This is a genomic window from Arthrobacter sp. ZGTC131 (assembly GCF_002929275.1).
Lineage (GTDB): Bacteria > Actinomycetota > Actinomycetes > Actinomycetales > Micrococcaceae > Arthrobacter.
This window is the reverse complement of record NZ_PJIK01000009.1, coordinates 30,040-49,064: the sequence shown is the minus strand read 5'-3', so window position 1 is coordinate 49,064 and position 19,025 is coordinate 30,040. Positions and strand designations below refer to the sequence as shown.

Annotated in this window: 19 protein-coding genes; 10 read left to right on the top strand and 9 right to left on the bottom strand. The window is 66.1% G+C overall.

Annotated elements, in window-relative coordinates:
- Positions 1–91 precede the first annotated feature (91 nt).
- Positions 92–325, bottom strand: coding sequence for a DUF6480 family protein (locus CXQ90_RS12575; RefSeq protein ID WP_104139740.1), 234 nt, complete (start codon positions 323–325; stop codon positions 92–94).
- Positions 326–517: 192 nt separating this feature from the next.
- Here CXQ90_RS12575 and CXQ90_RS12570 point away from each other — a divergent pair, with 192 nt between their 5' ends.
- Complete coding sequence (locus CXQ90_RS12570; protein ID WP_104139564.1) at positions 518–991, top strand: hypothetical protein; 474 nt, start codon at positions 518–520, stop codon at positions 989–991.
- Between the two features lie 172 nt (positions 992–1,163).
- On the opposite strand, the gene CXQ90_RS12565 is transcribed toward CXQ90_RS12570, so the two are convergent.
- The 5 genes from CXQ90_RS12565 to CXQ90_RS12545 all read right to left on the bottom strand — a co-directional run bounded on the left by CXQ90_RS12565 (position 1,164) and on the right by CXQ90_RS12545 (position 5,058).
- Complete coding sequence (locus tag CXQ90_RS12565; RefSeq protein WP_104139563.1) at positions 1,164–1,742, bottom strand: GNAT family N-acetyltransferase; 579 nt, start codon at positions 1,740–1,742, stop codon at positions 1,164–1,166.
- 127 nt (positions 1,743–1,869) lie between these two features.
- Entirely contained in the window at positions 1,870–2,622 is a 753-nt protein-coding gene (locus CXQ90_RS12560) for a glycerophosphodiester phosphodiesterase (RefSeq protein ID WP_104139561.1), read from the bottom strand.
- A 148-nt stretch (positions 2,623–2,770) separates the two neighbouring features.
- On the bottom strand, positions 2,771–3,013 hold the full coding sequence (locus CXQ90_RS12555; RefSeq protein WP_104139560.1) for a hypothetical protein: 243 nt from the start codon (positions 3,011–3,013) through the stop codon (positions 2,771–2,773).
- Between the two features lie 116 nt (positions 3,014–3,129).
- Entirely contained in the window at positions 3,130–3,948 is an 819-nt protein-coding gene (locus CXQ90_RS12550; protein WP_104139558.1) for an HAD family hydrolase, read from the bottom strand.
- A gap of 57 nt (positions 3,949–4,005) precedes the next feature.
- Complete coding sequence (locus CXQ90_RS12545; RefSeq protein WP_258064519.1) at positions 4,006–5,058, bottom strand: LacI family DNA-binding transcriptional regulator; 1,053 nt, start codon at positions 5,056–5,058, stop codon at positions 4,006–4,008.
- Positions 5,059–5,244: 186 nt separating this feature from the next.
- Between CXQ90_RS12545 and CXQ90_RS12540 the strand changes: the two genes are divergently transcribed.
- The 6 genes from CXQ90_RS12540 to CXQ90_RS12515 all read left to right on the top strand — a co-directional run bounded on the left by CXQ90_RS12540 (position 5,245) and on the right by CXQ90_RS12515 (position 12,976).
- Positions 5,245–6,570, top strand: coding sequence for an ABC transporter substrate-binding protein (locus tag CXQ90_RS12540; RefSeq protein ID WP_104139557.1), 1,326 nt, complete (start codon positions 5,245–5,247; stop codon positions 6,568–6,570).
- 63 nt (positions 6,571–6,633) lie between these two features.
- The gene (locus CXQ90_RS12535; RefSeq protein ID WP_104139555.1) at positions 6,634–7,560 is read left to right on the top strand and encodes a carbohydrate ABC transporter permease; all 927 of its coding nucleotides are present in this window, start codon (positions 6,634–6,636) and stop codon (positions 7,558–7,560) included.
- Complete coding sequence (locus CXQ90_RS12530; RefSeq protein WP_104139554.1) at positions 7,557–8,387, top strand: carbohydrate ABC transporter permease; 831 nt, start codon at positions 7,557–7,559, stop codon at positions 8,385–8,387. The genes CXQ90_RS12535 and CXQ90_RS12530 overlap by 4 nt, the downstream gene beginning before the upstream one ends.
- Before the next feature lie 84 nt (positions 8,388–8,471).
- Positions 8,472–11,054 (top strand): glycoside hydrolase family 78 protein, encoded by a 2,583-nt coding sequence (locus tag CXQ90_RS12525; RefSeq protein WP_104139552.1) that lies wholly within the window; start codon positions 8,472–8,474, stop codon positions 11,052–11,054.
- A 51-nt stretch (positions 11,055–11,105) separates the two neighbouring features.
- On the top strand, positions 11,106–11,861 hold the full coding sequence (locus tag CXQ90_RS12520) for a sugar phosphate isomerase/epimerase (protein ID WP_104139551.1): 756 nt from the start codon (positions 11,106–11,108) through the stop codon (positions 11,859–11,861).
- Positions 11,858–12,976 (top strand): Gfo/Idh/MocA family protein, encoded by a 1,119-nt coding sequence (locus tag CXQ90_RS12515; protein ID WP_104139549.1) that lies wholly within the window; start codon positions 11,858–11,860, stop codon positions 12,974–12,976. Before CXQ90_RS12520 ends, CXQ90_RS12515 begins: the two co-directional genes overlap by 4 nt.
- 58 nt (positions 12,977–13,034) lie before the next feature.
- On the opposite strand, the gene CXQ90_RS12510 is transcribed toward CXQ90_RS12515, so the two are convergent.
- Positions 13,035–13,367 carry a DUF1508 domain-containing protein gene (locus CXQ90_RS12510; RefSeq protein ID WP_104139548.1) on the bottom strand — a complete coding sequence of 111 codons (333 nt, stop codon included), beginning with the start codon at positions 13,365–13,367 and terminating at the stop codon, positions 13,035–13,037.
- A 331-nt stretch (positions 13,368–13,698) separates the two neighbouring features.
- Here CXQ90_RS12510 and CXQ90_RS12505 point away from each other — a divergent pair, with 331 nt between their 5' ends.
- A complete protein-coding gene (locus CXQ90_RS12505; RefSeq protein WP_104139547.1) occupies positions 13,699–15,162 on the top strand; it encodes a YdiU family protein in 1,464 nt (487 codons plus the stop codon).
- A gap of 50 nt (positions 15,163–15,212) precedes the next feature.
- Here CXQ90_RS12505 and CXQ90_RS12500 read toward each other — a convergent pair whose 3' ends face one another.
- Positions 15,213–15,668, bottom strand: coding sequence for a nucleoside deaminase (locus tag CXQ90_RS12500; RefSeq protein WP_104139545.1), 456 nt, complete (start codon positions 15,666–15,668; stop codon positions 15,213–15,215).
- A 67-nt stretch (positions 15,669–15,735) separates the two neighbouring features.
- Entirely contained in the window at positions 15,736–16,641 is a 906-nt protein-coding gene (locus CXQ90_RS12495) for a trypsin-like serine protease (RefSeq protein WP_104139544.1), read from the bottom strand.
- 235 nt (positions 16,642–16,876) lie between these two features.
- Here CXQ90_RS12495 and CXQ90_RS12490 point away from each other — a divergent pair, with 235 nt between their 5' ends.
- Both CXQ90_RS12490 and CXQ90_RS12485 read left to right on the top strand, forming a co-directional pair.
- Entirely contained in the window at positions 16,877–18,112 is a 1,236-nt protein-coding gene (locus CXQ90_RS12490; protein WP_104139542.1) for a CaiB/BaiF CoA-transferase family protein, read from the top strand.
- On the top strand, positions 18,113–18,988 hold the full coding sequence (locus CXQ90_RS12485) for a hydroxymethylglutaryl-CoA lyase (RefSeq protein ID WP_104139541.1): 876 nt from the start codon (positions 18,113–18,115) through the stop codon (positions 18,986–18,988). It abuts the gene before it with no gap.
- Positions 18,989–19,025 lie beyond the last annotated feature (37 nt).

Here is a 19,025-nt window from a genome sequence, read left to right as displayed (position 1 = left end):
TGGGCAGCGCGTGGCGCTGATGCGGCCCGGGGCAGCGCGTGGCGCCGATGCGGCCCGGCGCAGGCGTCAACGTTCGGCGTGCGGCGCGGGGCTACTCCTCGTGCCCCTGGTCCCCGCTCATTTGGTCTTCGGCGGGGGGCGTCTCCCCGGGCGGCACTCCGCCGCCGGGCTCCAGGCCGGTGATGTTGCCGTTCAGCGGATCCGGATTCGGCGAGCTGGCCGAGTCCTCGCGTTCTTGTGAACCCCGGGGCTGTTCGTCCGCGGCGTCCCGCGCGGCGGGCCGGTCCGGGTTGGCGGGGTCGTTTTCGGGATGGTAGGTGCTCATGTTCCTGCGGTCCTCCATGGCTAGGGTCATCTGCTGAGGACACCGGGAGGGGGTGACAGCGGAGCTTGGCGTCCCGTGCCCGGCGACACTGGACTAATTGTAAGCATACTGATAATTCTGGAACAGTCAGATGCCGCGCAGTCCGGCCCCAAGCCGGACCGCAGGTGCGGGGCCGCACAGAAGGAGCAAGCTATGGGAATCGGCGACAGCATTGGCAAGGCAGCAGAGAACGCGATGGAAGACCTGGCCGGAACCTCGGAGCCGGCGGACGATGCCCACGCCCCCGAGCCGGGCGCGTCGGACGACGACATCCAGGTCCACTCCTCAATCAGCGAAGGCTCCAACGCCGGGGATAACAGCGACGCATTACGCGGATCCGAGGGTGGCGAACCGGCCGGCACATCGCAGCATGCCGAAACGGGCCGCACTATGGGCGCCACTGGTGCGTCCGGGGAACGGGGGGCGCCCGGGGAACCGGACTCCCTGGAGGAACCAGGCGCGTCGGGTGGTCCCGGCGTGAGCGATGCCCCGGACGACACCGGAGCCTCCGACGCTCCGCGGGATATCGCCGGCCCGGCCGGACTTCCCGAACCGGACCCCGACGAGCTGCGGGCAGACCCTTCCGAGGGGGACCGGGACCCCAGCACCGGCCTGGGCCGCAGCTAGCAAACCGGCGGCCAGCGAGCTCCGGCTCGCCGCAGGCAAGAGCCGAAGCCGCCGGGAACCCCGGCGGCTTCGAACTAGCACCTGAGCCGGGGTCGACCGTCGTCAGCCGTTCAACGGTGAGGTCATGAGTTAGGCCTCCGGCAGCGTAAGACCGGGCCTGCAGGTGCCAGCGTCACTGCCTAATGACGGCGGTCCGGTGTAGCTCCCATTCACTCCGGGAGATCGCGTACTCGACGTCGCCGTGTTCATCCCCCGGGATGGAAACTGGCCAGTCTGCGACGAAGGCACGTACGAGTCGCATCCCAGATTTCTCCATCACCCTTCGCGAGGCTGTGTTGACGGCCATTGTCGAAGCAACCACGCGCTGCACTTCGAACTCGGTAAACCCGTTGGCGATCAGGGCACGGGATCCCTCGGTCGCGTATCCCTTTCCCCAAGCTGAGTGGCGCAAGCGGTAGCCCAGTTCCGGCTGATCGAGTGGGTCCCCGGGGGCGGGTCGGTAGTGGAACCAGCCAAGGAAATCTCCGGTTGATTTCTCTATCGCGGCCCAAAATCCGTAGCCGGGGAATTTTCGGTAATAGCCAAGGAACGCCGGAAGTACCTCGCCTTCAACCTCCTGCCTGGACGTCGGGGCGCCGCCCGTGATGTACCGCATCACGCGGGGATCGCCGTCCAACTCCACGAGCAGGTCTGAGTCATGGAGATTGAACTGCCGCAGCAGGAGCCGCTCCGTTTCCAGGAATATGAGCATGCGGACATTCTCGCATCGGGGCGGGATGCCCGCTACGGCGATCGGGGCAGCCAGGTGTTCAACGACCAACCCCAAGGTCATCCGCGGGATCGGCCATGACACGGGCGGCCAACACCCCGCAAACAGGTCAGGACCACTCGCCGCGGCTCTGCAACACTCCCTTGAGGAGGTCCGCGCGGTCCGTGACGATGCCGTCCACGCCGAGATCCAGGAGCCGGCGCATCTCCGCCGGCTCATTGATGGTCCACACGTGCACGTACAGGCCGAGCTGATGGGCGCGGCGGACATATCCCGGCGTCACCACGGGGATGGACTTGTAGCTGACCGGCACCTGCAGGGCGTCTACGCCGCGCAGCCCACGGCGCAGCGCGGCCCGCACCAACGGGCCCACCACCGGAACGGCCAGCACGGGGCCCAGCAGCACAAACAGGGCGTTGGTCACGATCCCTGCCGAGGACGCCGTTCGGCGGCTGAGCAGCTTCAGCACCGCCCGTCGTCGGCGGTCCGAGAAGCTGGCGATCAGCACCCGGTCATGGACGCCGTGGCGTTCGATCGCGGCAGCGAGGCTGCGCACGGAGTGCCAGTCCTTGACGTCGAGGTTGAACCGGGTGTCCGGAAGAGCCCCCACGACATCATCGAAGGTCGGCACGGGTTCCGCTCCGCGGATTCGCGCCCGTGAAACCTCTTCCGCGCTGAGGCCGGAGATCCGCCCGATGCTGTCCGTGAGCCGGTCCAGCGACGGGTCATGGAACAGGAGCAGCACGCCGTCGGACGTGGTGTGGACGTCCGTTTCGACGTACCGGCAACCGAGTTCGACCGCGGCGCGGAACGCGGCCATGGAGTTCTCCATGCCGTCGCGGGAAAATCCGCGGTGGGCCATGGCGACCGGCCTGCCCGCTCCGGGAACAGCCCCGGCACCAGAACCCGTATCAGGACCCGCACCAGGACCGGCAACGGGCCCGGTAGCAGAGAAGAATGGCAGGGGTTCGGTCACCTTCGAAGCGTAGCGGAGGGGCGGGGGTTCCCGGTCAGTCAGGGAGAATCTCCACGCCGTCGCCGCAGTGCAGCAGCGTGCGGCCGCGGCCGCCGTCGAGGTCCACCCAGACCACCGTGTGATCCGGCGTGACCGCAGAAATGAACCCGCCGGTTTCGAACCCCGGCGTGAGCCGCACGGTGACGCGGTCCCCCGCGCGCAGGGCGGACCAGTGCACATCGGGCTCCGCGCGGCGCAGCGGAGTATCGGCCGCGCTGACTGTCTTGTTCCTGGCCACGACGTCCCCTATCGGTCAAACTCATGAATCATCAGACGTACCCAATCTAGGGTTCGAACGTGAACGTAAGTTGTCCGCCAGTTGGGAGTACGGTGGCAGGCCGGCGACGGCAGTGTTTACGGCAGGCTGACGCCGAGCGCGGCGAGCTTCTCCTCGAGAATCTGGGCCACGCCGTCGTCGTCAAAGTGCGGCGCCTGCTGCCCGGCGGCGCGGATCGCCTCCGGGTGGCCGCTGGCCATGGCATAACCGTGCCCCGCCCAGCGGAGCATCTCGATGTCGTTGGGCATGTCACCAAACGCCACGACGTCGGCGGCATCGATCCCCAGCGAGGCGGCGTACTCAGCCAGGGTGACAGCCTTGTTGATGCCCGGGACGGACAGCTCCAACATGGCGACGGTGGGCGCGGAATGCGTGACGGTGGCGAGGTTCCCGACTGCGGGTGACACCTCGGCAAGGAAGTCGTCCGCGGTGCCTTCGCGGACGATCGCCAGGAATTTGACGACGGCGTCATCCGCCGTGAGCGTGTCGGCCAGCGGCGCCGGGGTGAACTCGGAAAGAAGCTCGCTGGAGCCGTTTTCGATGAAGCCGGGCTCGAGGTGGAAGCCGGTGAGGGTCTCCGCGGCGAAGAGTGCCGTGGGCCGCAGTTGTTTGATGATCCGGCGGACCTCGAAGACGTCGTTAAGGCCCATGGTCCGGGCGGAAACCAAACTGTCCGCCTCAAGGTCCCACACCACGGCACCGTTGGAACAGATCACCGTGCCCGTGTGGCCCAGCTGCTCTTCGAGCGGATGCAGCCAGCGCGGCGGGCGCCCGGTGACGAAGACGAGTTCGACGCCGGCTCCCCGGCATGCGTGGAAGGCGCGGATGGTGCGGTCACTGATTTTTCCATCGTGCCCAAGGATCGTTCCGTCTATGTCACTTGCTACCAACCGCATGCTGCCAGTCTACGTGGGCCCGGAGGGACGCCTTGTTCACGTGGCTCCGGCTTCCCGTCACACGCCCGGCGGGGGCGCCGTGGTCCTGCGGACGACGAGCCGCGGGGCCACGACGGTCGATACAGCTTCCTGCCGTCCCTGGATGCGCTCCACCAGCAGCTTCGCGGCCAGCGCGCCCATCTCGATTCCTGACTGGTCCACCGAGGTGAGTCCCACCTGGGGAAGGGATGCCGCGAACACGTTGTCGTAGCCAACCACGGAGAAGTCTTCAGGCACCCTGACTCCGGCTTCGTGGAACCCGGCGAGAACGCCGAGAGCGGCCATGTCGGCTCCGGCATGCACGGCAGTGGGCGGGTTCTTCCGCTGGACCATCAGCCCCGCGGCGGACCGGCCGCCCTCCTGGCTCCACCTGCCTTCCAACACGTCAATCTCCTGCTCCAGGCCGTTTCGCACCATCGCGTCCACGTACCCCTTGGCGCGCACTACCTGAGGCATGCCGCTTTCGTTTTTTTCGCGGCCGACCTGCATCAGGTGGGCAATCCGCCGGTGGCCGAGGGAGACCAGATGGTCCACGATCAGCGCACTGCCCGCGATGTCATCGCTGGCCACCGTGTCGTAGGAATGGCTTGGCCCATGGCGGCCGAGGACAACCGTAGGAGTGCCGCGTGCAATCTCTTCAAGGTCATCTGCGGTGCCGAACGGGGCTATGAGGACTATGCCGTCCATCTTCCTGTCCACCATGGCCTCGATCATCTGCCGCTGTTGGGCAAGCCCCCTGCTCGCCTCCCCGATGAAGACCTGATAGCCGTTGAGCTCCGCTTCCGTGCGGATCCCCTCGATGAGCACTGACATGAACGTGTTGTGCAGGTCCACAACAAAAACACCCAGGGTGAAACTGCTGCCGCGCATGCCGCGGGCCAGGGCGGACGGGCGGTAGCCCAGGGTGGCCATTGAGGCTTCGACCCGCGCCTTCATGGTGCCGCTGACGCCGTAGGCGCCCCGCAGCACCTTGGAGACCGCGGCCTTGGAGACGCCGGCATGTTGGGCAACGTCGCTGATTGTTGCCCGCTTCACGTGTTCCGACATCGTTCCCCCGTCCAGCGTCCGCATAGAGCCGTTCTAGAGAAAATTGTAGACTGATCTACACAAATCTCTTGCGAGGACCTGTGACATGCCTTACAGTGGAAAACGTAGACCGATCTACACAATCCACGTAACACAGCTGGATAAGGTAGTTAGGCGAAATTGAAACGTTCCATAGGCCCGAGGGCCTGCGGGCTTTACGAGGAGGTAAAGATGGCCATTACGGGCACACGGCATTGGGCCGCCCTGGCTGGAGGCGTCACGGCGCTGGCCGTAGCACTAACTGGATGCGCCGGGGGCAGCACCAGCGGAAGCGGCGGCGGCGGCGGCGAAAAGACCATCACCTGGCTGGTAGACAACACCGAGAACACCGTCGCGTACGCGGAGCAGCTCGCCAAGGACTTCACAGCGGCGAACCCGACCATCAAGGTCGAGGTCGAGACCCGGCCCCAAGGCGGCGAAGGCGACAACATCGTCAAGACCAGGCTGTCCACCGGAGACATGGCAGACGTGTTCTCGTACAACTCCGGCTCCCTCTTCCACCAGATCTCGCCTGAGCAAAACCTGGTGCCCGTCACCAGCGAGCCTTACATGGCCAACGTTTCCGACTCGTTCAAGCCCGTCGTGACCGCCGGCAAGGAGATCTACGGCGTCCCGGTCGGCACCGGCAATGCCGGCGCGGTGCTCTACAACAAGAAGGTCTACGAAAAGCTGGGCCTGTCCGTTCCCAAGACCTGGTCCGAGTTCCTGGCAAACAGCCGCAAGATCAAGGAAGCGGGCACCGACCCGATCATCCAGACGTATCAGACCACGTGGACCTCCCAGCTCTTCGTCCTCGGTGACTTCGCCAACGTGGCCAAGGCGGACCCGAACTTCGCCGCCAACTACACGGCCAACAAGGCCAAGTACGCCACCGATCCGGCGGCCGTCAAGGGCTTCGAACACCTGGAGGAAGCTGCGAAGGCCGGACTGTTCAACAAGGACTTCGCCTCTGCCACCTACGCACAGGGGCTTGAGAAGCTGGCCAACGGCGAGGGCGCGCAGTACCCGATCCTGAGCTTTGCCCTGCCGGAGCTCAAGGTGACGTTCCCGGACAAACTCAACGACATCGGCCTCTTCCCGCTCCCGGGCGAGGACGCGTCGAAGAACGCCCTGACGGTCTGGCTGCCGGGCGGCGTCTACATTCCCAAGTCCACGAAGAACCTCGAGGAAGCCAAGAAGTTCCAGGCGTTCATCGCGAGCACGGCCGGCTGCGACTCCCAGACCAAAGCCGTCGGAGCCAACGGCCCCTACCTCGTCAAGGGCTGCGACCTGCCTGATGACGTGCCCGCCGCGGTGAAGGACATGCTTCCCTACTTCGAGGACGAGTCCAAGAATAGCCCCGCCCTTGAGTACCTCTCCCCGGTCAAGGGCCCTGCCCTCGAACAGATCACCGTCGAGGTGGGTTCGGGAATCCGCTCCGCCAAGGACGGCGCCGCCCTCTACGACGAGGACGTCAAGAAGCAGGCCAAGCAGCTGAACCTGCCGGGCTGGAACTAACCTCCATACCCAATCCGCCGTCCGGGCCGCCTGCCGGCCCGGACGGCCATTAGGGAGATTTCCATGACAGTCAACACCGCACCGACAGTTTCGGCCACGCGCCCGCGCCAGGCCGAGCAGCCCAAGCGCCGCAAGGGGAAGTCCGCGTACCCCTACTGGTTCTACCTTCCGGCCGCCGTCGTCTACACGGCCCTGTTCCTGATCCCGACCTTCGCGTCGTTCTTCTTCAGCTTCACCCGCTGGACCCTCACAGACTTCACCTTCATCGGCCTGGACAACTTCGTCCAGTTCTTCCAGGAACCCGCCCTCCTGAAAGGCCTGACCAACACCTTCATCTACGGTGTGGTGACCTCCACCCTCAAGGTGGTCCTGGGAATGCTCCTCGCCGTACTGCTGACGTCCCAGATCATCGCCCGCGGCTACCTCCGATCCGTAATCTTCTTCCCGGTGCTCCTGAGCAGCATCGGCGTCGGCATCGTCTTCACCATCCTGATGGATCCGTCCAAGGGCATGATCAACAAGGCCCTCGCGGTCGTCGGCGTCGAAGGGCCGGCCTGGCTCGTGGATCCGGCCTGGGCGCTCATGTCCGTGGCCCTGGTGGACGTCTGGAAGGGCGTGGGCCTCGCCACCGTCATCTACATCGCCGGCATCGTGTCCATCCCGCAGGAGTACTTTGAGGCCGCCAAAGTGGACGGCGCCAGCTCGTTCAAGAGCTTCTTCAACATCACCCTCCCCCTGGCCCGCCCGGCCACGGCAACGGTGATCATCCTCTCCCTGATCGGCGGGCTCCGGTCCTTCGACCTGATCTGGGCCATGACCAAGGGCGGCCCGGGCTTCACCTCGGACGTGATTGCCTCGGTCATCTTCAAGCAGTACCAGGCCGGCTTCTACGGCCTGTCCACGGCGGGCAACGTCGTCCTGTTCCTGATCGTCACCGCGATCATCCTGCCACTGTCCATGTTCCTGAACCGCAAGGAGGTCGAGCAGTGACCACCGCACTCAAGCGCTACGGGCTGGGCGCCCTGGCCATCGCCGTCACCATCGTCGTCTTCATCGTCCCGCTTGCATTCATGGCGCTCACCGCCGTGAAGGACCGCCGCGAGGCCGCCAAGCTCGACTTCTCCTGGCCCACCACCTTCAACTTCCTCGAGAACTTCCAGGACGTCCTGTCCGCACGCAAGTTCATGCTCGTCACGGCCTTCATCAACAGCACCATCCTCACGGTGGTGAGCGTCACCATCCTGGTGATCCTGGCCGCGATGGTCGCCTGGATCCTGCAGCGCCGCCGCTCCCGCTGGAACGGCGTGGCAAACTTCCTCATCCTCTCGGGCCTGATCATCCCGCCCGCCGTGGTCCCCACCATCTGGGTGCTGCAGAGCATGGGACTGTTCAAGACCCTCCCTGGCCTGATCCTCATTGAAGTGGCCTTCGGCCTGTCCTTCTGCGTCATGCTCTTCCGCGCCTTCATCGCCTCCATCCCGAAGGAACTGGACGAGGCCGCCGTCATCGACGGCTGCGGACCGGTGCGCCTGTTCTTCCGGGTCATCTTCCCGCTGCTGCGCTCCGTCATTGTCACCGTGATCGTGGTCCAGTCCGTGCACATCTTCAACGACTTCCAGAACCCGCTGTACTTCCTCCCCGGTGACGCCAATGCAACGGTCCAGCTGACGCTGTTCAACTTCCAGAGCCAGTTCGCCACCAGCTACAACCTGCTCTTCATGAACATCCTGCTGATCACCGTTCCGCCCTTCATCATGTACCTGTTCTTCAACCGCCAGATCGTCGCCGGCATGACCGCCGGAGCCGTCAAGGGCTAAGTCCCCGCCGCTAACAGGACTAACCGCCAACAGGGCAGGGCCGGACACGGCCAGCCAGCGAAACCCGAGAAAGAGACTTCCTCCATGCCTGCCACCGTCCGACCCGTGACCTTTGAACACCTGCCCGGCGCCCTCGGCATCGGCACCCCGACGCCCCGGATCTCCTGGAAAACGAGCGGAGAACCGGGCTGGACGCAGGACGCCTACCAGCTGACCGTGACCACCTCCGAGGGCACGTGGACGAGTGAGCGGCTGGACTCCGCTGAGTCAGTGCTGGTTCCCTGGCCCGCCGCTCCGCTGACCTCGGCGCAGCGCGCGGACGTCAGCGTCCGCGTCTGGGGCGGCGGTCAGGAGGAGCCGAGCGCATGGAGCCCGGCCTCCGCCGTCGAAACCGGCCTTCTCGACGCCGGGGACTGGAGGGCGACACCGATTTCGCCGAGCTGGGACGAGGACGCCGACGCGGACCGGCGGCCCCCGCTGCTTCGCCGCAGTTTCACCCTCCCGCGGCCGGTGGCCTCGGCCCGGCTCTACGTGACGGCCCACGGCCTGTACGAGATGGAGCTCAACGGATCCCGCGTCGGTGACGACGCCCTGGCCCCGGGCTGGACCGTCTACGGCAAGCGGCTGCGCTACTACACCTACGACGTCACCGACCATCTCGCCGAGGGCGAGAACGCGCTCGGCGCCTGGCTCGCCGACGGCTGGTACCGGGGCCGCATCGGCTTCAACGGCGGTCACGCGAACCTTTACGGGGACAAGGTCGCGCTGCTGGCGCAGCTTCACGTGACGCACGACGACGGCTCCGTCACCGTTGTGGGCAGCGGCACGGACTGGAAGGCGTCTTACGGGCCCATCCTGTTCAGCAGCCTCTACAAGGGTGAACGGTTCGACGCCCGGGAGGTGCCGTCCGGGTGGAGCCGTCCGGGGTTTGACGACTCCGGCTGGCAGCCCGTCGTCGGCGTCGAACGCGATCCCGCAACCCTCGTGGCCCCTGAGGGGCCGCCCGTGCGTTGCACCGGGGAGTTGCGCCCGGTGAGCGTATGGACCTCCCCGTCCGGCAAAACCCTGCTCGACTTCGGCCAGAACCTCGTGGGCCGGCTGCAGATCACCGTCAGCGGGCAGGCCGGGTCTGCGGTCACCCTGCGCCACGCGGAGGTTCTCCAGGACGGCGAGCTCTACACCCGCCCCCTGCGCCATGCGGATGCCACCGACAGCTACACCCTGTCCGGAGACGGCACGGAAACCTGGGAGCCGCGCTTCACCATTCACGGCTTCCGCTACGCCGAGATCGACGGCTGGACCGGCGGGGACATTGCTGAAAATGTGGTGGCCCGCGTCTACCACACCGATATGGAGCGCACCGGCTGGTTCGAGAGCTCCGATCCGGACCTCAACCGGCTCCACGACAACGTGCTGTGGAGTATGAAGGGCAACTTCGTGGACATTCCCACGGACTGCCCGCAGCGTGACGAGAGGCTGGGCTGGACCGGGGACATCCAGGTCTTCGCACCCACCGCGAGCTTCCTCTACGACTGCTCCGGCATGCTTTCCTCATGGCTCAAGGACGTCGCCGCCGAACAGCTGCCCGACGGCACTGTTCCCTGGTACGTCCCGGTCATTCCCGGCGGCAACTACTGGACCCCGATCCGCCCGGGCGCCGTCTGGGGCGACGTCGCCGTGCTTACGCCCTGGGCACTGTACGAGCGGTTCAGCGATGCAAAGGTCCTGGCCGACCAGTATGAGAGCGCCAAGGCCTGGGTTGACCTGCTGGACAGCCTCGCCGGCGAAAGCCATCTCTGGGACACGGGTTTCCAGCTGGGCGACTGGCTCGACCCCACCGCCCCGCCGGAGGACCCCACCCAGGCCATGACGGACAAGCACCTCGTGGCCTCCGCATACTTCGCCTGGTCGGCCCGCCATCTCGCCAAGGCCGCCGGCGTGTTGGGGAAGGCCGACGACGAACTGCACTACCTGGAACTCGCCCGCGCCGCCGCCGACGCCTTCGCCCGGGAATACATCCTTGCCGATGGCCGGATGACCAGCGACGCCCAGACCGCCTACGCCCTGGCCATCGTTTTCGGGCTGTACCCGGACGAGGCGCTGGCACGCAAGGGCGGCGAGCGCCTGGCCCAACTGGTGCGCGAAGGCGGGAACCGCATCGGGACCGGCTTCGCGGGAACGCCTGCCATCTCGGATGCGCTGACAGCTGCAGGCGCCGTTGACACCGCCTACGACCTGCTGCTGGAGAAGGAATGCCCGTCCTGGCTGTACGCAGTGAAGCAGGGCGGCACCACCATCTGGGAGCGCTGGGACTCGATGCTCGCCGACGGCACCATCAACCCGGGTGAGATGACGTCCTTCAACCACTACGCCCTCGGTGCCGTGGCCGACTGGATGCACCGGGTGGTGGCCGGCATCGCGCCGCTCGAGCCCGGCTACCGCCGGATCCTCTTCCGCCCCCAGCCCGGAGGCGGCCTCACCTCCGCCTCCGCCCGGCACGAGACCCCCTATGGAACCGCCTCGATCACCTGGCGAAATGCCGACGGCGGGCACAGCGTCTCCATCGAGGTGCCCACCGGAGCCACCGCCCGCGTTGAGCTGCCGGGGCAAGAGCCGCGGGAGGTCGGTTCCGGCCGTTTCGAATACACCGTCGCCCAGATCTCCTAGGCTAGGCTCAGCCTAGGTTTACAGATCACCAGACCCCCGCAAAGGACTGCCGTGTCTTATTCAATCCAGCTGTACACCCTCCGCAACGCTCTGCAGGAAGACCTGCCCGGCACCATCAAAAGAGTGGCAGAGATCGGCTTCACCCGGGTGGAACCGTACAATTTCGTGGGCATGGCCAAGGAACTCGGCACAGCGCTGAAGGAGAACGGCCTGACTGCTCCCTCCGGGCATGCCCCGCTGCTCAGCCAGGACCAGGACCAGATCTTCGCCGCCGCCCGGGAACTTGGGATCGGCACGGTGATCGAGCCGTACATCACGGCAGAACACTGGCAGTCGGCCGAGGACATCCAGGCCACTGCCGCGAAGCTCAATGCGGCCGCCAGGAAAGGCGCCGAATACGGCATCCGGGTGGGCTACCACAACCACCAGTGGGAGCTGGAGTCCACCATCGAGGGCCGGACTGCCCTGGAGTATTTCGAGGGCCTGCTCGATCCGGCCCTCGTCCTCGAAGTCGACACCTACTGGGTGGCGGTCGGCGGGCAGGACCCCGTGCAACTGCTCCAGCGCCTGGGCGACCGGGTGAAGTTCATCCACATCAAAGACGGCCCGCTGACCACCGACACCAAGGCCCAGCAGCCCGCGGGACAGGGCCGGATTCCCGTCCGGGAGGTCATTGCCGCCGCCGCGTCCCTGGAAGTCGGGGTGGTGGAGTTCGACGACTACTCGGGCGACATCTTCGACGGAATCGCCCAGAGCCTGGCCTTCCTGCAGTCGGATCCGTTCGGCCGGCCGGCGGCGGAAGCATGAGCGGCGCATCCTCCCGCCGGGGGCCGGTGGGCGTCGCCGTCATCGGCGCCGGCAACATCAGCAAGCAGTATCTGGACAACCTGACGATCTTCCCCGACCTCAAGGTGCACATTATCGCCGACCTCTTCGAGGAGGCCGCGGCAGCACGGGCCAAGGAATACGGCATACCGGAATGGGGCGGGGTGGACGCGGCACTGAACCATCCCGGCGTCGAAATCATCGTCAACCTGACCATTCCGGCCGCCCATGTGGAGGTGGCCACGGCCGCCGTCAACGCCGGAAAGCACGTCTGGACCGAGAAGCCGTTTTCGCTGGACCGGTCCTCGGGCCTGGCGCTGCTGAAGGCGGCGGATGCCGCCGGGCTACGCCTGGGCTGCGCCCCGGACACGACCCTCGGCGCCGGACTCCAGACTGCCCGGCGGCTCATTGAGCGCGGCGACATCGGGACGCCGCTGACGGCCCTCACCACATTCCAGACCCCGGGGCCGGAATCCTGGCATCCCAATCCGGCATTCCTGTTCCAGCATGGCGCCGGTCCCCTCTTCGACATGGGGCCCTACTACATCACGGCACTGGTCCAGACGTTTGGCTCGGTCCGCAAGGTGGCCGCCGTCGGCTCCAAGGCCAAGGACGTCCGCGTCATCGGCGCCGGCCCCAAGACCGGGGAAGAATTCGCCGTCGAGGTCCCCACTCACGTCAGCGCCATGGCGCAGTTCGACGGCGGAGCCTCCTCGCACAGCGTCTTCAGCTTCGAGTCGCCGCGCGAGCGCATGGGCTTCGTGGAAATCACCGGCACGGAGGCCACGATCTCCCTGCCGGACCCGAACTACTTCGACGGCGACATCCGGCTCTGGCGGGCGGGCGACGAGGACTGGACCACCATCCCGGCAACCGGTCCCGCCAACGGCCGTGGCATGGGCGTCCTGGACATGGCACGCTCCATCCGCGCGGGTGTCCCGCACCGCGCCACCGGACAGCTCGGCTACCACGTGCTGGACACGCTGGTCTCCATCTCCGAGTCAGTGGACTCCGGCACGTTCGTCGACGTCGAAAGCTCCGCGCCCGCGTCCGCAACCCTGCCCGAGGACTGGGAGCCGACGGCGGCCACCCTGTAGCACCGCCGCAGGAGCGCTACCCAAGCGCGTCAGGCCCCGGCAACAGACGAGCGCCTCGTCAGGCTGCGCCCGTCCAACGGGGCCTGGCCGCGGCCAGACGGGGGTTCCTGGCCCGGGCGCGGAAGCCATTTGCCGCGGCGGGCTGGCCGTCATGCGCCAGCGGAACGGCGGCGGGCTGTGCCAATTCAGGCGTTACGTTCGCCCGGTCAGCGGGGCACAGGTCGGTGACCAGACCCATGCCCGCACACTCGCGCACGGCGGCGATGCCGGCAGCAGCTCCCCGCTTGTCAGCGAACGGCGCCGACACCGCGAGCACGGTACCGTCCGGGGCGGTTAGCCGGAACCGGACATGCGATTCCGCGTCAACGAACACTTCAAACTTGCCGGCCATGGCTATCCTTCCGGTCTGCGGGCCCCTCTCCGCGAGCCTCATTGCCGCGGAGCGGGCGGGACGCATCGCTGTGTCCGGCTCCCGCTGGTCTAGTCGAACGGTCTCGGATGGTCCGTTCAGCAACTGTTAAAAAGTCTGTCGCGTGCGCGCATGACCTCACAAGGCTTCCCCCGTAAACCATAGGTAAATTGCATGCAACGCCCGGTTGACGGAGATTGGGGAGACGCGTCGCGGAGGACCCGGCAGGCCAGCGCGCGGGGACCTTCGGACGCATTCAACCGGTCAAGGCTGGAGCCAGCACCGTCCACAGTGCCGCGGGTATTATTGATGGATGAATGCCGTAGCCGCGTCAGCCGCAACCTTGAGCGGCCATTTCGCCCGAAAGTTTCCGGAGATGGCTATCGCGTGGCGGGCGGAGGAGATTCCAGACCCTCAACTGCTAGTGCTCAACGAGCCGCTGGCCGCCGAGCTGGGCCTGGACACCGGCTTCCTACGTAGTTCCGACGGCGTGGGTCTGCTGACCGGGTCCCGGCTACCCGCTGATGCCACGCCGGTCGCGCAGGCGTACGCCGGGCACCAGTTCGGCTGGTACGCACCGCGGCTTGGCGATGGGCGTGCCCTGCTGCTCGGCGAGGTCGCCCATGCCGACGGCCAACTACGGGACGTGCACCTCAAGGGTTCGGGGCGCACACCGTTTGGCCGCGGGGGCGACGGCCTGGCCGTTGTCGGACCGATGCTGCGCGAATATCTCGTCAGCGAAGCCATGCACGCGCTGGGCATTCCCAGCACACGGTCCCTGGCCGTGGTGGGAACGGGGCGCCTGGTGCAGCGTGAAACCGTGCTGCCGGGAGCGGTGCTTACCCGGGTCGCCACCAGTCACCTGCGCGTGGGCAGCTTTCAGTACGCTGCGGCCACGGGTGACACTGACCTGGTTCGCCGGCTTGCCGATTATGCGATCACCCGGCACTACCCGGCCGCGGCGGAAGCCGAGAATTCCTATCTCGCCCTGTTCCAGGCGGTGGCAGCCGCGCAGGCGTCGCTGGTGGCCCGCTGGATGCTGGTGGGATTCGTCCACGGTGTCATGAACACCGACAACATGACGATCTCGGGCGAGACCATCGACTACGGCCCGTGTGCATTCATGGACGGGTTCGATCCCGCTTCCGTCTACAGCTCGGTTGACGAAACCGGACGTTATGCCTACCGGAACCAGCCAGTCGTGGCGGAATGGAACCTCGCCCGGCTCGCGGAGTCGCTATTGCCCCTGCTCCACGAGGACCAGGAGAAGGCGATCGAGCTTGCGGTGGAATCACTGGCTGATTTCCGCCGGCAGTACAGTGCCGCCTGGGCGGCCGGCATGAACGCGAAGCTTGGATTCCGCGGGGGGCTCGAGGACGACGTGACATGGCCCCTCGTCGAGGAACTTCTGGCACTCATGCAAGAGGGCCACGTCGACTACACCTCGCTCTTCCGCAGCCTTGGCAAGGCTGCCCGCGGCCAGGCTGAGCCTGCGCGGCAACTGGTTCCGGATGTGACTGCGTTCGACGCCTGGGTAGATCGCTGGCGTGCCCAAAGCCCGGACGCCGACGCCATGGACCGGGTCAATCCTGCGTACATTCCCCGGAACCACCTGGTAGAAGAGGCCTTGGCCGCCGCCACTGGCGGCGACCTGGACCCGCTCTCCCGGCTTCTGAACGCGGTCACACACCCCTTTGACGAGCGCCCCGGTCTCGAGCGATACGCGGTTGGCGCACCGGAAGACTTCGGAACCTACCGCACCTTCTGCGGAACCTGAGACAGCGTCACAGGGGCTGCGGCGTAGGCCCCGGGCGGGGTTGCCGTTGACTACTCGGCGATGTCCTCTGCCCACAATTCAGGGTGTTCGGCCTGGAAGGCGCGCATCATGTCGACGCATCGGGCATCGTTCAACACCACCACTTCGACGCCGCGTGAGCGCAGAAGGTCGAATTCGCCGGGGAACGTCTCGGCTTCGCCCACCACCACGCGCGGAATCTTGAATTGGATGATGGTACCGGTACACATCGCACACGGCGCCAGGGTGGTGTAGAGGGTTGTGTCTCGGTAGCTCTTCTGGCGTCCGGCGGCCCGCAGCGCAGACATCTCGCCGTGAGCGATTGGGTCACCCTGCTGCACGCGCTCGTTGTGGCCGGTGGCAATCACTTCCCCGCCGCGGGCCAATGCAGCACCGATCGGAATGCCGCCCTCTCGCAGGCTCGTCTGTGCCGCCTCGTAGGCAGCCTCGAAGGCCGCATCTGTGGTGGTTCGTGCAGTTTCGGACATGGGTGCAGTCTATGTTCCCAGGTAGGAGCCCCAGGCCCGCGGCAGCCCCAGGACGTTGGGCAACTACTTAATGGCCAGCGGGATCTTCAACAACGATGCTTGCGGGCTCAAGTCCGGCCGTCGATGTGATCCATTCGATCACGTCCTGCCGGTCGGTGCGGTAGGAAAAACCCGTTCCCTTGCAGTAGCGGTTGTGCCCGAACGAGATGATGCCGGTGATGATGTTGGAACTCAAGGGACCGTAGAACAGCGGTCCTCCGGAGTCAGCTGTGCAGGTGCCGCCGCGGCCGTTGCCGTTGCCGTTGGTTTGGACGTTGTAGCCGTCGTTCGTTGCACTGGTCAGATTCGTCAGCTTGGACTCGGCCATGAGCCGTTCCCGGAACGAAGTGGTGGAAACCGGATTGACATCGGAAACCCCGAAGCCGCTGGCGGAAAACGTCGTTTCCTGCTGTCCGCGTTTCGCAGCCAACGCGTCCAGGGTGCCCGGTGCCGCCAGCGTCGCATACTCAGGGAGCGCAATGGGCTTCTTGAGGATCACGAGCCCGGCATCCTTAGTCTCGGGAACCGCGTCCAGGCCGGTGAACCCGTAGTTGTATATCTCGTCGGATTCCGCGCACAGGGTTCCCAGCGTTCCCTCCGCACAGGCATCCGGATAGCCGGTGTCCGGATCCGTTCCTGTTTCCGGGCTCCAGCCCGCGCCGGCATCCTGCTGAAAGTACACCCGCGCCGAAGTGGCGCCGGCGGTGCAATGGCCGGCCGTCAGGAACACAGTGGGCGAGAGCAGGGATCCCGAGCACCGGTGGTGGAACGAGCCGTCGGTGTCGTAAAAGACAATGAGCCCCACGAAGGGATGCTCGTGGTCTTCGACGTAGTCGCCTGTGACAGCGCCCGCTGGAACCGCCGTCGTCATGACCAGCGCCGCCACTGCCGCCATCGCGCCGATTCCGGCACGCAGTTTCTTCAAAGCGCGCATACAAACCCCAGCTTCTTAGTGCACGGGAGCCGGCTACGCGCAAGGTTGAGACCGCGCGGCAGGCGCCAAGGACATGGTGTCACCACCCAATAGGGCGGTAACTAAAATTATCACCCGCCGCCGGACCCATAGGTGTTGCGCGCGTCACATAGCGATGCTATCGTCTATCCGCCCAATGACAAGCATCTCCCACTGAGTGGGAAGTCTTGCACTCAAAGACGCAGGCAGGAACCACATGACGCAGGAACTTTCTCTGGAGGGCAACTCCCTCCCTCTCCACGGCATCCGTGTGCTGGAGCTTGGCAGCTTTATCGCGGCGCCGTTCGCCGCCCGACTTTTTGGTGACTTCGGTGCGGAGGTCATCAAGATTGAAAAGCCCCAAGGGGGCGATGAGCTGCGGGACTGGCGCAAGACCCGTGGCACCACCTCCATGCTGTTCCGCACCATCGGCCGCAACAAGAAGTCGGTGGCCCTGGACCTCCGTTCCGAGGCGGGACGCGAGGCGGTCAAGAAGATCGCCGCACAGTGCGACGTGGTCATCGAAAACTTCCGCCCCGGCACGCTGGAGAAGTGGGGGCTGGGCCCGGACGTGCTCCAGGAGCTCAATCCCGAGGTGGTCATGGTCCGGATCTCCGGTTATGGCCAGACTGGCCCGTACAAGAACCGTGCCGGCTTTGGCAGTTCCGCCGAGTCGTTTGCCGGCCTTCGCTACATCACAGGCGAACCGGACCGTCCCGCCGGCCGTGCGGCGGCCAGCATGGGGGATACCGTCGCCGGTTTGTACGGTGTGATTGGCGCGCTGATGCTTATGCTGCAGAAGGCCCGCGGGCTGCAGACCGGCACTTCCAATGTGGTCGACGTGGCGCTTTATGAGGGCGTTTTCAGCCTGCTCGAGTCGCTGGTTCCGGACTATGACGCTTACGGCATGGTCCGGAAGCGCACCGGCGGCGCCCTGCCTGGCGTTGTACCCACCGGATCCTACCTTTGCCAGGACGAACTTGAGGTGGTTATCGGCGGGAACTCCAACTCGGTGTTCGTCCGACTTATGCGGGCAATTGGCCGCGAGGACCTCGCGGAGGACGAAACCCTCCTCACCACCGAGGCGCGCGGCGCACGCGAAGAGGAACTCAACGGCGCCATTTCCGCATGGACGGGCGGCATGCCGCTCGCTGAGGTACTGGACAAGCTGGACGACGCCGGAGTCCCCGCCGGTCCTGTGTACGACGCACCCAGCATTGCCGTGGACAAGCACTACCTTGCACGCGACATGATCCAGACCCACGAAGTGGTCATCGAAAACGAGCCCGAACTGATCCGCTTCCCGGGCGTCGTCCCGAAAATCCCCGGCCACGAGGGCCGCGTCAAATGGGTCGGGCCTGAACTGGGCCAGCACACCGAAGAGGTGCTGCAGGAACTCGCCGGCATGACCACTGACGAAATTGCCGGGCTCGGACTGCAGGAGGTGCGCTAAATGAAGGTGGAAATCACCGACGTCTTCCTGCGCGACGGGCTGCAGGACGAACCCGTCATCGTGTCCACAGCGCACAAGCTGGAAATTGCCGAAGCACTGGTGTCCGCCGGCGTGAAACGCATCGAGGCGGCCTCATTCGTCAATCCGAAGCGCGTGCCGCAGATGGCCGATGCCGCCGATGTCATCTCCACCCTGCCGGCTATTCAGGGCGTCACCTTTACGAGCCTGGCACTCAACGGCAAGGGCATTGAACGGGCCGTTACGGCCGGTGCTACGGACATCCAGGTGGTCACCTCCGCCAGCCAGGCGCACAGCAACGCCAACGCCGGGCAGGCCATCGAAGACGCCCTCGCCGGCATCGGCGAAGCAGTCTCCCGGTTCCCCGAAGTCCGCTTTTTCGCCGGCATCTCAACCGCCTTCACCTGCCCGTTCGAAGGCAGCATCGACCCCGGCTACCTGCTGCGCGTGGTCCGCGCCTTCAAGGACATGGGAATCTCCGACGTCGGGCTGGCGGATACGCTGGGCACAACCCCAACCGAGCAGGTGATGGCCAGCATGCGCTTTGTCCGCGACGCCGAACCTGACCTGACCTACTACCTCCACCTCCACAACGCCCACGGCCAGGCACTGGCTACGGCAAGCGCTGCCGTGGGGATCGGCGTCGTCCGTTTCGACGCCGCCCTGGGCGGCTACGGCGGCTGCCCGTTCGCGCCCGGCGCGCACGGCAATATCGCCACCGAGGAACTCGTCAGGCACCTGCACGCCGAGGGCCACGACACCGGCATCGACGAGGACCGACTCGCCGACGCCGTCCGGCTCGCCCGCGAAATCATCCTGCACTCCCCCGCCGCCGGCCTGCTGGACCCTGCCCGCTAGATCCCTTCGCGTCCAACATCAGGCCCAGCACCAGACA

Coding starts and splice junctions, on each gene's coding strand:
- CXQ90_RS12575 (WP_104139740.1), bottom strand. CDS start 325: ATGAGCACCTACCATCCCGAAAACGACCCCGCCAACCCGGACCGGCCC.
- CXQ90_RS12570 (WP_104139564.1), top strand. CDS start 518: ATGGGAATCGGCGACAGCATTGGCAAGGCAGCAGAGAACGCGATGGAA.
- CXQ90_RS12565 (WP_104139563.1), bottom strand. CDS start 1,742: ATGCTCATATTCCTGGAAACGGAGCGGCTCCTGCTGCGGCAGTTCAAT.
- CXQ90_RS12560 (WP_104139561.1), bottom strand. CDS start 2,622: ATGGCCCACCGCGGATTTTCCCGCGACGGCATGGAGAACTCCATGGCC.
- CXQ90_RS12550 (WP_104139558.1), bottom strand. CDS start 3,948: ATGCGGTTGGTAGCAAGTGACATAGACGGAACGATCCTTGGGCACGAT.
- CXQ90_RS12545 (WP_258064519.1), bottom strand. CDS start 5,058: ATGCGGACGCTGGACGGGGGAACGATGTCGGAACACGTGAAGCGGGCA.
- CXQ90_RS12540 (WP_104139557.1), top strand. CDS start 5,245: ATGGCCATTACGGGCACACGGCATTGGGCCGCCCTGGCTGGAGGCGTC.
- CXQ90_RS12535 (WP_104139555.1), top strand. CDS start 6,634: ATGACAGTCAACACCGCACCGACAGTTTCGGCCACGCGCCCGCGCCAG.
- CXQ90_RS12525 (WP_104139552.1), top strand. CDS start 8,472: ATGCCTGCCACCGTCCGACCCGTGACCTTTGAACACCTGCCCGGCGCC.
- CXQ90_RS12515 (WP_104139549.1), top strand. CDS start 11,858: ATGAGCGGCGCATCCTCCCGCCGGGGGCCGGTGGGCGTCGCCGTCATC.
- CXQ90_RS12510 (WP_104139548.1), bottom strand. CDS start 13,367: ATGGCCGGCAAGTTTGAAGTGTTCGTTGACGCGGAATCGCATGTCCGG.
- CXQ90_RS12505 (WP_104139547.1), top strand. CDS start 13,699: ATGAATGCCGTAGCCGCGTCAGCCGCAACCTTGAGCGGCCATTTCGCC.
- CXQ90_RS12500 (WP_104139545.1), bottom strand. CDS start 15,668: ATGTCCGAAACTGCACGAACCACCACAGATGCGGCCTTCGAGGCTGCC.
- CXQ90_RS12495 (WP_104139544.1), bottom strand. CDS start 16,641: ATGCGCGCTTTGAAGAAACTGCGTGCCGGAATCGGCGCGATGGCGGCA.
- CXQ90_RS12490 (WP_104139542.1), top strand. CDS start 16,877: ATGACGCAGGAACTTTCTCTGGAGGGCAACTCCCTCCCTCTCCACGGC.
- CXQ90_RS12485 (WP_104139541.1), top strand. CDS start 18,113: ATGAAGGTGGAAATCACCGACGTCTTCCTGCGCGACGGGCTGCAGGAC.